Raw genomic sequence first — 13949 nt, forward strand, 5'->3', positions numbered from 1 at the left:
GGCCCGACACCAGCACCACCCGCGGAACGGGGTCAAAATATGGCACTGACTTCTATGGCACGCTGTTGAGTTCTCAAGGAGCGGACGCATGAACCGGATCCACACCCTGCTGGGCACTTCACCGGCGCGTACCGGTTGGAGCCGGTCCCACGCTACCACTAGTTCCCGGCCCGAAGGCCGGAGGTGCTTCCCGCACCCGGCTTCCCGGCTGCGGAACATTTCGTACTTTACGGAGCTTCTTAAGGGCTGTCAAATCCCGCCGCTGGCTGGATTTGGCACCGCCTCGCCGTGTCCGAGAACTTACCAGATGGTCTCATCAAGCGAGTCTCGCGACTCTCCCGTGGATTTTTCTGACCTATCACCCGGTACGGCGCCCCGATGTCGGTTCACTCCGGCAAAGCCGGTTGCCCGCCACTTTCGAGGTCTGGAGCACCTTACCCCACCCCGTTTTGTCGGCTTCATCGGGGCCCGATGTCACGGTGCTCCGGCGACGATGCCGACCCCGGCCGCCGCGGCTCGCGCCGTGGCTGGTGAGGCGAAGGGCAACGTTACACCCCGGCAAACGGAGTTTGTCGGGGGGGTGATGTGACGGTCCGCACCCGGCACGAGGCATGCACGCGCCGACGCTCCGCCGTCGCTCCATGGACGGCCGTCCCATGGCGGTCGGCCGGTCGGGCGGTCGGGCGGTCGGGCGCCGGCACGCTCCCGCCGCCCGGCCTCCCGCACACCTGTGTGCGGACCTCCCGCGCGTCCGTCATCCGCGCGATCCGCGCGCCGGTCATCGCGCTTCCTCGGCGCGGTCCGGGAGCTGGTTGGAGCGGATTCCCGCCGGAGCCTCAGCACTCCGCCGCCCAGCGAGGGCGCCGGCGGCGCCCGCGCTGGGCGGGGTCGCAGCTTCAGGCCACCGCGGGCCCCCAGGCAGCGGCACGTGCCGCCACGTCCGCCATGGGCCGCCCGCGATCCGTCGGTCCGCCGCGATTCGTTGCGCCCGCCGTCCAGCGCGAGGCCCCCGATGCCCTCGCCGGGACGCGGCGGCCTTCGGGCTGACCCAGGGCAGGGCCCCCGGGAGCGCTCGCCTAGAGTCGGCTCCCTGGCTACGGCGCGCCTCCAGCAACCGACTCGGCCAGATGTCAACCGCCCGCGCTGCGCCGGTACCCCCGTTCCCAGTCGCCATCCATCAAGGGCGCGGTCACGGCACAGGACGCTGGGCGGTAGGCACTAGGCGCTAGGGCCATGGCGCCGGGCGGCGGCACTGACCGGTGGCCGGCGGCCTCGACCGGGCCATGACACAGTCCGGCGACGGTGGGCAATGGCGGGAAAAGAACGTCAACGACGAGCGTCAAAGAAAACATCAGAGCAACGAACGAACGGACGAGCGGCCGGTGACAAGCCGATGAGCGACGTCGTGGGTACACACGTGCGCACCAACCGGGAGCGCTGGAACGAGATATCCGACGACTACCAGCGCTTCAACGCCCCCCGGATCCGCGGCCAGGCATTCACCGGGGACGTCGCCTGGGGGCTGTGGGGGCTGCCCGAGTCGGAGCTGAACATCTTCGGCGACGTCGCCGGGCTCGATGTACTGGAGATGGGCTGCGGCGGCAGCCAGTGGTCCACGGCGCTCGCCCGCCGCGGCGCCAGCCCCGTCGGCCTGGACCTGTCCGAGCGCCAGCTGCAGCACAGCCTGCGCCTGCAGCGCGAGACCGGGCTGACATTCCCGCTCGTGCAGGCGAGCGCCGAGGAGGTCCCGTTCGCCGACGGCTCGTTCCACATCGTGTTCGCCGACCACGGCGCGTTCTCGTTCGCCGACCCGCGCCGCGCGATCCCGGAGGCTGCCCGAATTCTGCGCGTCGGCGGCCTGCTGGCGTTCAGCCACATCAGCCCGCTGTACGAGATCACCGTCGAGGCGGGCAGCGACCGCGCGGGCCGCAAACTGGCCAGGGACTACTTCGACCTGCGGATGTTCGCCGACGCCGACGGGCTCGTCAGCGCCAACCTCCCGTATGGCGAGTGGATCAGGCTGTTCCGCTCCTGCGGACTGGCCGTCGAGGACCTTCTGGAAACCCGCCCGAAGGACGATCCGACCCTGAGTGGCCGCCAACGCTCGGACAACGAGTGGGCGCGCCGCTGGCCCTCGGAGTGCATCTGGCGCCTCCGCAAGACCACCACCTGAGACCTCCCACAGGCTTGGACGTCAAGCCGCGCGCCCTATGCGAAGACGATCGTTGTGTTGCTGTGGACGATGACGCGGTCCTGGAGGTGCCAGCCGACGGCGCGCGCGAGCACGGCCCGTTCGACGTGCCGGCCGATCCGGCGCAGGTCGGCGACTTGGTGGCGATGGTCGACCCGTTCGATGTCCTGCTCGATGATCGGCCCGGCGTCGAGTTCGGCGGTCACGTAGTGCGCCGTCGCGCCGATCAGTTTCACTCCGCGCCGGGCGGCCGCGCTGTACGGGTCGGCGCCGACGAACGCCGGCAGGAAACTGTGGTGGATGTTGATGATCCGGTCGGGGAGCGCCGCGAGGAACCGCGGGGTGAGGACCTGCATGTAGCGGGCGAGCACCACCAGGTCGACCTGGCCCGCGAGCAGTGCCAGCGCCTGCCGCTCCGCCTCGCCCCGGGTCTGCGGCGTCACGGGAATGTGGTGGTACGGGATTCCCCAGCCCGCCGCGGCATCACCCAGGTCCGGATGGTTGGAGACCACCATCCGCACGTCCATCTCCAGCTCGCCCGAGTGGGTCCTCCACAGTAGTTCCTGCAGCGCGTGGTCCGCCTTCGACACGAAGATCGCCACCCGCTGGCGCACCGCCGGCGTGGCCACCCGCCAGCGCATCGCCGCGCCCGCCGAGAGCCGCGCCAGTCCCTCCTCGATCGCGGGCAGTTCGCCCGCGAGGTCCTCGCGGTGGAACTCGATCCGCAGGAAGAAGGTGCCGCCGAACGGGTCGGTGGAGTACTGCTGCAGCTCGGTGATGTTCGCGCCGTGCCGGAACAGCAGGCCCGAGATTGCGGCGACGATGCCGGGCCGGTCCGGGCAGGTGACCAGCACCCGCCCGATGTCCCGGTACCGCTCGGCATGGGCGGCCACAGCCGCCGGCGTCACCAGCGGCCTCGCGCCGCCGCGCGCGACAGCCCCGCCCCCGCCCCCGCCCGTCGCCCCTCCGGTCATTTCCTCATCGTCGCCCTCTCGCCTGCCTCGGCGGGAGTTCCCACGCCGCCGGTGCGAAGGAGAAACGAAGGAGGAAGGAGGGCTGACGGGTGCCGACGTGCCGCCGCGCACAGGCCAGACGGGCCATGACCAACGGGCCGTGGTTCCCGGTTTGGCGCGGTCACGGCGGGGCTAGGTGCTCAGTAGACGGAACGTCAGCGTGGCCCGGACCCGGAGGATTCACATGACCACTGGCGGCGCGGTAAGCCAGATCGTCGTCGGCATCGACGGCTCGGAGGGCTCGCTCGAGGCCCTGCGCTGGGCGGCCCGCGAGGCCGAGCTGCATGGCGCGGAGCTGCTCGTGCTGATGGCCTGGCAACTGCCGGTCGTCGGCCCCTACCTGCCTGCCATGCCGCTGGACGCGGGCGTCTGGGAGGAGGGTGCCCGTCAGGGGCTCGATGGGGCGCTGGCCGCGGTGTTCGGGGACAAGCTGCCCGACGGGGTGCGCGCCGAGCTGCGCCACGGCCTGCCGGCGTCCGTCCTCGTCGAGGCCGGCAAGCACGCGGACCTGGTGGTCGTCGGCTCGCGCGGGCACGGCGGCTTCGTCAGCGCCCTCCTCGGATCCGTCAGCACGGCGGTCATCCACCATGCGACCGGTCCGGTTCTCGTCGTCCGACCGCGGCCCGAGCACGACGCGAGCTCCAGTCACTGACACGACGAACCCCGCGGGCAGCGTCGTGATCCCCGGCCCCTGCAGCCGCCTGGCAGACATCCCACGGGCTCCGATGTCCAGCAGCGCGGCGGCCCACGACGCCACTCCGGCGACCAGTAAGCGCAACCCAGCCACAACAAGTGACGGCGCATCGGCGCAGCACCAGCCCAGCCACATCGACAGCCCGGTCCAGGCCCTACCACCGCCACATGCCAGGGGCCCGGCACCACGCGAGGAGGGCGCCCAGCGCCCGACACGGGCGAGCGCGTCCAGCGCCTCGCCCGCCACCGGAGCCGGTATTCCGCTTGTGTCCAACCGCCGCATCCCAGCCCATCCGACTGTTAATGTGACTGTCGTCACAGTAATGCCAGGGGGTCGCCGTGAATCCCGCTATGCACGCCGCCGTCACACCGGGCAGGCCCGCGGTCGTCATGGCCGGCTCGGGGGCGACGCTGACCTACCGTGAGCTGGACGAGCGCTCGGCCCGGTTCGCGAACGTCCTGGCCGCGGCGGGGCTGCGGCGCGAAGACGGGATCGCGCTGCTGGCGGAGAACGACCTGCACTGTTTCGAGGTCTACTGGGCCGCCTTACGCAGCGGGCTGTACGTGACCCCCGTCAACTGGCACCTCTCCCCGTCCGAGGTCGCCTACATCGTCGATGACTGCGAGGCGGCGGCGCTGATCGTCTCCTCGCACCACCGCGAGCTCGCGGCCCGGATCGTCGGGGCGACCCCCCGGGTCCGGCACCGCTACATCTTCGCCTCGACGGGCGAGCCGGCCGCCGGCGCCGCCGGCCAGCCGAGCGGCCAGCTCGACGGCCACGAGGACTACGAGCGGGCGGTCGCGGGCGCGCCGGCCGAGCGCCCCGAGGTCGAGTGGGCCGGCGCCGACATGCTCTACTCGTCCGGCACCACCGGCCGGCCCAAGGGCATCCGCCCGCCGCTCCCCCAGCACCGCATCGACAGGCCCGGGATGATCCTGCCGCCGATGCTGCAGATGCAGTACGGGATGGGCGCGGACACGGTCTACCTGTCACCGGCGCCGGCCTACCACGCGGCCCCGCTCCGGTTCGGCGCCGCGGTGCAGGCCCTCGGCGGCACGGTCGTGATGATGGAACGGTTCGAGCCGGCGGCCGCGCTCACGGCGCTGGAGAAGTACCGGGTGACGCACAGCCAGTGGGTGCCGACGATGTTCGTCCGCATGCTGAAGCTGCCCGCGGCCGAGCGGGAGCGTTCCGGCCTGTCGGCCCACCGGGCGGCGATCCACGCCGCCGCGCCGTGCCCGCCCGACGTGAAACGGGCGATGATCGACTGGTGGGGGCCGATCCTGCACGAGTACTACGCCGCCACCGAGGCGTCGGGCATCACGTTCGTCTCGTCCCAGGAGTGGCTGGAGCGGCCGGGAACGGTCGGGCGGTCCGCGCTCGGCGTCGTCCACATCTGCGCCGAGGACGGCCGGGAGCTGCCGACGGGCGAGGACGGCGTCGTCTACTTCGAGCGTGAGGCCCTGCCGTTCACGTACCACGGCGACCCGGCCGCGACCGCCGCCGCGCAGCACCCGCGGCACCCGACCTGGACGACGGTCGGCGATGTCGGCCACCTCGACGCGGACGGCTACCTCTACCTCACCGACCGGGCGACGTTCATGATCATATCCGGCGGGGTGAACATCTACCCACAGGAGATCGAGAATGTGCTCGCCCTGCATCCGAAGATCCTCGACGTCGCGGTCATCGGCATTCCCGACCCGGACCTGGGCGAGCGGGTGCACGCCGTCGTCGAGCCGGCCCCGGGCGTCGAGCCGGGCCCGGGCCTCGCCGACGAGCTGATCGCCTGCGTCCGGGACCGGATCGCCCACTACAAGGCTCCGCGCGGCGTCGACTTCGTCGACGAGCTGCCGCGCACGCCGACCGGCAAGCTGCGCAAGAACCTCCTCCGCGAGCACTATCGGTCCGCAACCGCGGCCACCGGTTGAGCCAACCAAGTGCCCGTAAGTCGTCGATCGACTACGGTTTAGCCGTCCGGACCGGAGATCAACGACGGGGTGATGGTGAATGACGTCGGACGGACAGGCCCAGCAGGCACGCAAGACCGTGGCCGAGCCGGCGGTCGGCATCGACTTCGGGACCACCAACTCGGCCGTCGGCATCTTCGAGCGCGGCCGGGTCCGGCTCGTGCCGAACGCCGAGGGAACGCTGACCACGCCCAGCGTCGTCGCCTTCGTCGCCGACGGGCCGCCGCTGGTCGGCGCCGCCGCCCTGCGCCAGGCGGTCACCAATCCCAAGCACACGATCCGGTCCGTCAAGCTGCGGCTGGGCAGCGACTGGTCGCACGAGCACGACGGCACCCGCTACTCCGCCGAGGAGGTCGCCGCGCTCGTGCTGAGGCGGCTGCACGCGGACGTGCGGGAGTACGCCGGCACGAGCATCGGCACCGCCGTCCTGACCGTTCCCGCCTACTTCAGCCACGTGCAGCGCCGCGCCCTGGAGGACGCCGCGCGGATGGCCGACATCGAGGTCGCGAGGATCGTCAGCGAGCCGACCGCCACCGCCATCGCCCACGGCCTGCACCGCGCGCAGGAGGAGCGAAGCCTCGTCTTCGACCTCGGCGGCGGCACGTTCGACGTCTCGCTCGTCGAGATCGGCGCCGGCGTCTGCGAGGTGAAGGCGACAGCCGGGGACAACCACCTCGGCGGCGACAACTGGGACCAGGCCATCGTCGGCCATTTCGTCGCCCTGCTCCGGGAGCGGCACGGACTGGACATCAGCCAGGACCTGACGGCGCTGGCCCGGCTGCGGGAGGCCGCGGAGACCGCGCGGATCGACCTGTCCGCGGCGACCACGGCGAATGTCTACCTGCCGCACCTCGCCCGTGCCGGCGACGGCTTCGCGCACGTCGACGTGGCCCTGACCCGGAACGAGCTCGAGACCATCACCCAGTCCACCCTGGAACGCTGCCGCGGGCCCTTCGAACGGGTGCTGCGCGACGGCGCGTTACGGGCCAGTGAGATCGACCACGTGATTCTGGTGGGCGGCGCCGCCCGGATGCCGGCCGTGGGCGGGCTCGTCCAGAAGCTCGCCGGGAAACCGCCGTTCCGCACCATCTCCGAAGGCGTCGTGACGGGCGCCGCCCTTCAGGCGGCCGGCCTCACCGGGCAGGTCAAGGACCTCCGCCTGCGCGACGTCATCCCGGCGTCGGTGGGCGTCGAACAGGTCGGCGGGCTGTATCTCCCCGTCATCCAGCGCAACACGACCGTGCCGACGCGGCGCCATCAGCTGCTCACGACCGCCGTCGACAACCAGACCTCGCTCACCGTGCTGGTCGTGGAGTCCGAGGAGGACCGGGCCGGCCGGGACGACGCGATTCCCCTCGCCAGGCTCGACGTCACCGGCCTGGCCCCGGCACCGGCGTTCGCGCACCGGATCGACGTCGCCTTCGACGTCGACGCGGGCGGCACGCTGCGGGTGACCGCCACCGACCTGGGGACGGGGCGCGCCGAGTCCCGCGTCATCGACCGTGCCAGCGCCCGGGCGGCGACCCGCGCACGGCGCCTCAACGGCATCGACGGCGGTCCCGTCTTCGAGAACCTGCCCATCGTCACGACGACCGTCGCCTACCCGCTGGGCGTCGAGATCGCCGGGGGCAGGTTCCGCGAGGTCATCACGGCCCACAAGTCCGTACCGGTCCGCGAGACGGTCCTCGTGACGAACGCGGCGGACGACCTGGACAGCATCACCGTCCACATCGTGGAGGACGGCGGCTACTTCGTGCCCGGGGGCACCTTCCGGCGCGTCCGGCAGTTCGAGCTGACGGACCTCACGGCGACCGCGGCGCGAACGGCCCGCGTCGAGATCGTCCTGGCGGTCGACCGGCGGCGCCAGCTCACCATCCACGCCCGGGACCTGGCGGGCGACAGCGAGCACACCGAGCGCGTCGATCTCGCGACGACGTTCCAGGACCCGACCACCCTCGGCCCGACCGGCTCGGCCACCAACCTCCCACTCGTGTTCTAGCCCGGCGCGCGGCTTCGCGCCTCTAGCGCCCGGGGCGCGGGGCGACGAGCAGGGCCTGGGCGCCGACGCCGACCGGGCCGTCGAGGTCGGACAGCACGGTGGTGGCCAGGCCGGCGCCGCCGGGGCTGATCGCCGTCGTCGCGTCGACGCAGATCCACTCGCCGACCGGCTCGCGGTGCAGGTGCACGGTGAGCTCCGGGTTGATGAAGTACGTCGTCAGGAAGTCGGTCTCGCTGGAGATCCCGTTGCCGTTGTCGGCGAGCGCCAGCACGCGCTGCAACGGGCTGGTCTCCTCGCCGGCGACGAGCGGGTAGCTCAGCCGTCCCCACAGCGCGGCCGGCCCGGGCACGCTCATCCGGCCCCGGCCGGCCGAGCGCCACTCGATCGCGCTCGCGAACCCGCGCATGCGTCCCGGCCCGGGCGCGCGCGGCGGCGGCGCCTCCGGCAGCGGCGGGGGCGCCGGGTGGCGCGGTGGCGCGCCCGCGCCCTCGGCGCGCCTGACCCGCCAGGCGGTGGCGCGGGCGACGTCCCGGCCGCCGGCGGTGAGCACCGCCTCGACCAGCTCGACGCTGCGCCCCGGCCGGACCACCTCGGACCGCAGGCTCAGCTCGCCGACGGGCACCGGCCCGAGCAGCTCGGTGGTGAACCGCGCGATCATCATGTCCGGCCGCGGCGCGGTCCGCTCGACTGCTCGGACGAGCAGCGCGCTCGGCGGCCCGCCGTGCTGGGCGGCCGGGTCCCAGGGCCCGGCCGTGTGCCCGGTCGCGAGCCAGCGCCCGTCGCCCAGGTCGACATACAGACTCGCGGCCGGTGCCGTGGGCGGCGGACCGCCCGGCACCACGGAGGGCTCGCTCGTCGTCGACACGCCGCCGTCAGACACGGCCCGACGTTAGGCCGCTTCCGTCCGACCCGCCCAGCCGGGTGATCCGCATCACAGCCGACTGGCCGACCGGGCCCGGACGCTACTCGTCAGCCATGCCGGTCGCCGTTGAGGCCACGGCAGGGACGGGGACAGGGACCACGGTGGGAGCGGGCAGCGGCGGCAAGGGCAACGGGAGGGCCGGGAGGCCGTCGATGCTCTGGCCGTTGAAGTCCTTCGCCTCGCAGTACGCGGCGAACTCCTCGTCGGTCTTGCGTCCGAAGTACTCGCCGTGCAGCGCGCGGTCCCCGACCGGCTCCATCAGTGGCACCTTGTATCCGCAGCTGTCGCTGACCTGCTCGGCCGTCACCACGATGACGGCGCGCACCGACGGCTGGTCCCGCAGGGGGAAGCGGGCGAGCAGCGCGCCGAACCGCGGGTCGTCGCGGAACACCACGTCGCCGCGCCCGTGCACCCGCACGATCTTCGGCGGCCCCCAGAACGCGCACCACATGAGCGTGATCCGCCCGTTCTCCCGCAGGTGCGCGATCGTCTCGGCGTGGCTGCCGCCCAGGTCCAGGTAGGCCACCGTGTGCTCGTCGAACACCGCGAACGTGTCCGCCCCGCCCTTCGGGGACAGGTTCACGTGCCCGTCCCCGGACAGCGGCGCCGTGGCCACGAAGAACACCGGCTGCGCCTCGACGAAGTCCCGCAGCCGCCCGTCGATCCGCTCGTAGACCTTCCCCATGCCTCGATCCTCGCTCCGCCGAGCGGCGCCGTCGCCCGATTTCCGTTGTCGCCGACACCTATGACAGAGCTGTCGTCGTTGTGACGTTCATCGGTGGGCGATGTTGGGCATGGTCAGGTCGCATGGTCGATCGACCTGGCGCCGACGCGGCGCCAGGGCGCGGCCGGATGGCTCTCGGAAGGGGCGCAGGCGGCGTGGACCACGACACCTTCAGCACCGTGGCACTGGTCATCCTGACCGTGTTTGGTCTGGTCGCCCTCGCCCTCGCGGGCGCAGGCGCGTACGTGCTCGTCAAGTACCGGGTACCGTTGCGCGGCGTCGTCACCGCCGTCGGCGCCCTCGCCTACCTCGTGTCCCCGGTCGACGCCGTACCGGAGGCACTGTTCGGCCCGTTCGGGCTCGTCGACGACGGCGGTGTCCTGCTCGCCGCGGCGCTGTATGTCGCCCGGCTGGTCGCCGCCCGGCGCGCGGCGGCGCCGGACTCGGTGATCGACGGCGAGGTCGTCCACGACACGCGCCGGACGCCTCGCGACCGCCGCCGCATCGGGAGCTGACCCCCGCTTCGGTCCTTCCGCCTCAGGGACCGGGCGGCCGTGGCTCAGGGGCGGGGAGGCCGCGGGCCCGGCTTGGCGAGGCTAGCCAGGTAGCGGTTGTAGGCCTCGAACTCGTCGTCCTCGCCGCTGTCCATGCGAGCGTCCTTGGCGCGGCCGTGGCGCTCCTCGGTGCGCGCCCACTGGAAGAACAGGGCGGCGAGCACCGCCAGCGACGGCAGCTCCCCGAAGCTCCACGCCATGCCGCCGCCGACCTGCTGGACGTCGAGCAGCGAGCCGCCCCACGGCCGGTCGAGCAGCCGGTAGTACGACGCGCCGATCACCTCGTTGGACATCATCAGGATCACGCCGAAGAACGTGTGCACCGCGGAGGCGAGGAACAGCAGCACGATCCGCGCCGGGTACACCGGCCGGCGCGGCCCCGGGTCAACGCCGATGAGCAGCCAGAAGAACAGGTACCCGACGACGAGGAAGTGGCACATCATCGCCAGGTGCGCGAGATGGTTGCGAAGCACCCAGCCGTACAGCGGCGTCAGGTACAGCACATACAGCGACACCGAGTACAGGGTGAACGTCACGACCGGGTGGGAGACGAACGCCAGCCAGCGGCTGTTCACGATCCGCAGCAGCCAGGCCCTGGCGCTGCGGGTGGTACCGGTGACCCCGGTCGGCAGCGCGCGCAGCGCGAGCGTCACCGGCGCGCCGAGCACCAGCAGCACCGGGGCCAGCATCATCAGCAGCAGGTGCTGGGCCATGTGCACGCTGAACAGCACCCGGCCGTAGGGGCCGAGCCCGCTGCTGGTCGCGAACGCGATGACGGCGAGCCCCATCAGCCAGCTGACGGTGCGCCCGACAGGCCAGGACGCGCCGGCGCGGCGCAGGCGGATGACCCCGGTCAGGTACAGCCAGGCGCCCAGCAGGACCACCGTGAGGAACAGCAGGTCGGGACGGGCCCCGGTGACGATCCGGCCCGCGGTGAACGGCGGCGGCATCGGGTAGCCGAGGAGCGAGACCACCGGGTCGTCGGTCGCCACGCCGTCGGCGCCCGCCGGCGTCGGGGTGCGGGACAGGCCGGCGCCGAGCGCGATGGCGACACCCATCACGGCGACCTCGGCGGCGCCGAGCCGCAGGAACGGCCGGCGCCGCCCGGGTGAGGCGGCGAGGCGACGGATCGTGAACCGCCGGTGCGCCGCGCCGAGGCCGGCGAGCACGACGAGCGCGACCGCCTTCGCGATCACCAGGTTGCCGTAGCGACTGTCGAGCAGCGCGCTCCAGCTGGCCACCCGGACGTACGCGTTGACGACGCCGCTGATGGCGACGACGACGAGGCAGAGCCCCGCGATCCCGCTGTAGCGGGTGACGGCGGTGACCAGCTCGCGCCCGCCCAGCCGGCGCCCGCCGGCGAGCAGCGCGGCGAGCCCGCCGACCCAGGCCGACACCCCGAGAACGTGCAGCCCGCCGCTGACGGTCGCGAGATCATGGCCGCCGGAGCCGTGCGCGTGACCAGTCATCGCGACCGGGAGCAGGGCGCCGAGCGCCAGCACCGCGAGCCACGCCGACGTGTCCAGCCTGCGGGCCACCCCGGCGCCGATGGCGATCGCGAACGCGAGGCCCGCGACGATCAGCAACGCCCGCGGCTGCGGCACCGCGTCGATGACGTTGCCGACGTTGTGGCGGCTCAGCGCGCCCGGCAGCGGGCGCCCGATCAGGTCGGAGACGGTGAACGCGAACTGGGCGAGCGAGGCCACGCACCAGACCCAGGCGGCGGCGGACGCCCAGCGCAGCATCCTCCTGCCGGCCGCCCCCGGCTTCCCGCCGGCCGCCGGGAAGAGGAACGCGGCGGCGAGCAGCGCCCCGACCGTGGCGACGCCGGCCGTGTCGCACAGCAGCCGGCTGATCGGCAGCCCCCAGCCGGTGAACAGTCCAGGGTCGGCCCCGGCGAGTTCGGCCGGAAGCCGCTTCGGCGCGCCGCCGCCCGCCTTGAGCACGACGACGAGCGTCACGAGCATCGCGACGGCGCCCGCGGCCACGCCGGCGATCGCCGGCCACCGTCCCGAGCCGCCCTCGGCGCCGCCGTCGCCCTCGCCTTCTCCGCCCGTCTCCCGGGGCGTGCCGATGGCGGCGGGCGGCGTGGCTGGCGTGCCGGCAGTCGGGTCAACGGGCGGGGCGCCAGCCGAAGCGGCGACCGTGGTGGGTGTCTCGGTAATCCCGGCCACGGCGGCGTCCGCGTACGCGGCGGGTACGGCGGGAGAGCGGTCCGGCACGGAACCGTCAGCGGAGATGGCCGTGGCGGCGTCGGCCGGACCGGCGTCCGTCAGACCAGCGTCGACCGCGCCGGCGTCCGTCGGGTCCGTGTCGGCCAGGCCGGTGCCCGCGGCGGCCGGCGCCTGCTCAGGTCCCATCGGTACTCCCCTGCCTGCGCCTGGCCAGCACCGCGATGACCGCGCCGCCGGCGGCCAGCACGCCGGCGCCGACCGCGACCCCCACGATCAAGCCCGTGGACCATCCGCCGTTCCCGCTCACGTCTTCCCCGGCATTCGTCAGCGTGGTCGTGCCGCTGGTCGGGTCACCGGCCACCGCCGGGGTTGCCGTCGGTATCGAGGCCGGGCCGGTGGAGGCGCTCGCGGCGGACGGCCTCGGCGAGGGCTGGCCCGTCGCGGCCGTCGCGGTGAAAGTGATCTCGCCGCTGACCGGGTGGCCGTCCGCGGAGACCACCCGGTAGGCGAGCCGGTAGGTTCCCGCCGGCCGGTTGGCGGCCAGCGGCTGGGTGACGGTCGCGCCGTCGAGGACCGCCTCGCCCGCGGCGACGCTGGCGCCGGCGGGCCCCTCGACCGCGACCGCGCCCAGGCCCAGCAGATGCTGGGCGAACAGCAACTCGACATGATCGGGCGCGGTCGGGACGGTCTCGCCGTTGGCCGGCGTGCTCGACGTCAGCTGGGTGTGCGCACTCGCGGGCGACGCCCCGGCGAGGATCGCGAGCGTCGCCAGCCCACCCACCAGGGCGGCGGCGAGGACGGCCGTGCCAGGGGCCCGTCGCCGGTGGGGAGGTCTCACGCCGAGGGCCTCGGCGAGGCTCCCTCGCCGTCCGGCAACGACTCCGCGCATCGGCGACTCCAGCCCCAGCCCCGCCAGGCGCGGCGGCGGCGGGCTCGGCTCCAGGGCCGCACCGCCACCGTTCACACCCACGCTCGCTTCTACGTCACGTCGAAGATACCTGGCCCGTCGTCGCCCTCCGCTACCGCCAGAGGACGGCGATCAGCACGTTGACGAGGGCAAGGCCGCCGGCCAGGTTCACCGGCGCCCGCAGGTCCACCGCCCGCGCCGCCGGCACGGTGCCGGCGCTCGCGCTCGCGCTGGCGCTGGCAAGCGCGGGCAGCGCCCGCTCCTCGTCGTCGCGCCGCAGTCCAAGGTAGGCGACGGCGAAGACCGCCAGCGCGACGACCAGCTTCACGCCGATCTTGGCGTTGTCGACGTCGTGGTCGACCGCGCCCGACGACGCCAGCCCCACCAGCACCGGCCCGCTGATCACCTGGGTGACCGCGCCGTACACGACCACCGCCGGCACTCGCGGCCGGACGGCCCCAAGCTGCGTCAGCCACCCCCCGACGACAGCGGCCATCCCGACCAGGTGCACGACCACGATGAGATCCCAGACCGTCTCCATGCGCGTCACGCTATCTTCTACGCACCGTAGAAGCGACGCCGGCCGCGCGCCGGATGGCTGCCCTCAGGGATGGCCGCGCGAGCGCGGCCGTCACGGCCGCCCAGCAGCGCCGCGAGCGCCGCGAGCATGGCCCGCAGCGCCGCACCGACGCCAGGATGCCCGCCGTCGGCGCCGGCCGCCCAAGGTCGCGGGGGATGAGTGAGTACGTCGGCGGGAGGTCCGGCCGGGGCGAGCCGGCGCGGTCATTTCGTCCCGGTGGC

At 73.2% G+C, this 13949-nt stretch carries 11 protein-coding genes; 5 read left to right on the forward strand and 6 right to left on the reverse strand.

Annotation, left to right across the window (positions count from 1 at the left end; genetic code table 11):
- Positions 1 to 1393 precede the first annotated feature (1393 nt).
- Positions 1394 to 2173 carry a class I SAM-dependent methyltransferase gene (locus BCD48_RS31170; protein ID WP_071051973.1) on the forward strand — a complete coding sequence of 260 codons (780 nt, stop codon included), beginning with the start codon at positions 1394 to 1396 and terminating at the stop codon, positions 2171 to 2173.
- Between the two features lie 35 nt (positions 2174 to 2208).
- Here the strand turns inward: BCD48_RS31170 and purU are convergent, their stop codons facing one another.
- Positions 2209 to 3165: a formyltetrahydrofolate deformylase gene (purU, locus tag BCD48_RS31175; RefSeq protein ID WP_241842135.1), complete on the reverse strand. Its 957-nt coding sequence runs from the start codon at positions 3163 to 3165 to the stop codon at positions 2209 to 2211.
- A gap of 223 nt (positions 3166 to 3388) precedes the next feature.
- Between purU and BCD48_RS31180 the strand changes: the two genes are divergently transcribed.
- From BCD48_RS31180 to BCD48_RS31190, 3 genes are all read left to right on the forward strand, one after another.
- Complete coding sequence (locus BCD48_RS31180) at positions 3389 to 3856, forward strand: universal stress protein (RefSeq protein ID WP_071051974.1); 468 nt, start codon at positions 3389 to 3391, stop codon at positions 3854 to 3856.
- A 392-nt stretch (positions 3857 to 4248) separates the two neighbouring features.
- Positions 4249 to 5829 carry an acyl-CoA synthetase gene (locus BCD48_RS31185; RefSeq protein ID WP_071051975.1) on the forward strand — a complete coding sequence of 527 codons (1581 nt, stop codon included), beginning with the start codon at positions 4249 to 4251 and terminating at the stop codon, positions 5827 to 5829.
- Positions 5830 to 5908: 79 nt separating this feature from the next.
- Positions 5909 to 7867 carry an Hsp70 family protein gene (locus BCD48_RS31190; RefSeq protein ID WP_071051976.1) on the forward strand — a complete coding sequence of 653 codons (1959 nt, stop codon included), beginning with the start codon at positions 5909 to 5911 and terminating at the stop codon, positions 7865 to 7867.
- A 22-nt stretch (positions 7868 to 7889) separates the two neighbouring features.
- Here BCD48_RS31190 and BCD48_RS31195 read toward each other — a convergent pair whose 3' ends face one another.
- Positions 7890 to 8747 carry a thioesterase family protein gene (locus tag BCD48_RS31195; RefSeq protein WP_241842136.1) on the reverse strand — a complete coding sequence of 286 codons (858 nt, stop codon included), beginning with the start codon at positions 8745 to 8747 and terminating at the stop codon, positions 7890 to 7892.
- Between the two features lie 82 nt (positions 8748 to 8829).
- Positions 8830 to 9474: a pyridoxamine 5'-phosphate oxidase family protein gene (locus BCD48_RS31200; RefSeq protein ID WP_071051977.1), complete on the reverse strand. Its 645-nt coding sequence runs from the start codon at positions 9472 to 9474 to the stop codon at positions 8830 to 8832.
- A 194-nt stretch (positions 9475 to 9668) separates the two neighbouring features.
- Here BCD48_RS31200 and BCD48_RS31205 point away from each other — a divergent pair, with 194 nt between their 5' ends.
- Positions 9669 to 10028 (forward strand): YkvA family protein, encoded by a 360-nt coding sequence (locus BCD48_RS31205; RefSeq protein ID WP_083419474.1) that lies wholly within the window; start codon positions 9669 to 9671, stop codon positions 10026 to 10028.
- Between the two features lie 44 nt (positions 10029 to 10072).
- On the opposite strand, the gene BCD48_RS31210 is transcribed toward BCD48_RS31205, so the two are convergent.
- From BCD48_RS31210 to BCD48_RS31220, 3 genes are read right to left on the reverse strand one after another with little or no spacing between them, the layout of a single operon-like run.
- The gene (locus tag BCD48_RS31210; protein ID WP_083419475.1) at positions 10073 to 12427 is read right to left on the reverse strand and encodes a bifunctional copper resistance protein CopD/cytochrome c oxidase assembly protein; all 2355 of its coding nucleotides are present in this window, start codon (positions 12425 to 12427) and stop codon (positions 10073 to 10075) included.
- Positions 12417 to 13211 carry a copper resistance CopC family protein gene (locus tag BCD48_RS31215; protein WP_083419476.1) on the reverse strand — a complete coding sequence of 265 codons (795 nt, stop codon included), beginning with the start codon at positions 13209 to 13211 and terminating at the stop codon, positions 12417 to 12419. Before BCD48_RS31215 ends, BCD48_RS31210 begins: the two co-directional genes overlap by 11 nt.
- Positions 13212 to 13260: 49 nt before the next feature.
- Positions 13261 to 13689 carry a hypothetical protein gene (locus BCD48_RS31220; protein ID WP_071051978.1) on the reverse strand — a complete coding sequence of 143 codons (429 nt, stop codon included), beginning with the start codon at positions 13687 to 13689 and terminating at the stop codon, positions 13261 to 13263.
- Positions 13690 to 13949: the final 260 nt, after the last annotated feature.

It is taken from the genome of Pseudofrankia coriaricola (assembly GCF_001854805.1).
GTDB lineage: Bacteria > Actinomycetota > Actinomycetes > Frankiales > Frankiaceae > Pseudofrankia.

What these genes read in the sequence shown, in the direction of transcription:
- BCD48_RS31170 (WP_071051973.1), top strand. Translation starts at nt 1,394, where the DNA reads ATGAGCGACGTCGTGGGTACACACGTGCGCACCAACCGGGAGCGCTGG.
- BCD48_RS31220 (WP_071051978.1), bottom strand. Translation starts at nt 13,689, where the DNA reads ATGGAGACGGTCTGGGATCTCATCGTGGTCGTGCACCTGGTCGGGATG.
- BCD48_RS31200 (WP_071051977.1), bottom strand. Translation starts at nt 9,474, where the DNA reads ATGGGGAAGGTCTACGAGCGGATCGACGGGCGGCTGCGGGACTTCGTC.
- BCD48_RS31180 (WP_071051974.1), top strand. Translation starts at nt 3,389, where the DNA reads ATGACCACTGGCGGCGCGGTAAGCCAGATCGTCGTCGGCATCGACGGC.
- BCD48_RS31190 (WP_071051976.1), top strand. Translation starts at nt 5,909, where the DNA reads ATGACGTCGGACGGACAGGCCCAGCAGGCACGCAAGACCGTGGCCGAG.
- BCD48_RS31185 (WP_071051975.1), top strand. Translation starts at nt 4,249, where the DNA reads ATGCACGCCGCCGTCACACCGGGCAGGCCCGCGGTCGTCATGGCCGGC.
- BCD48_RS31210 (WP_083419475.1), bottom strand. Translation starts at nt 12,427, where the DNA reads ATGGGACCTGAGCAGGCGCCGGCCGCCGCGGGCACCGGCCTGGCCGAC.
- purU (WP_241842135.1), bottom strand. Translation starts at nt 3,165, where the DNA reads ATGACCGGAGGGGCGACGGGCGGGGGCGGGGGCGGGGCTGTCGCGCGC.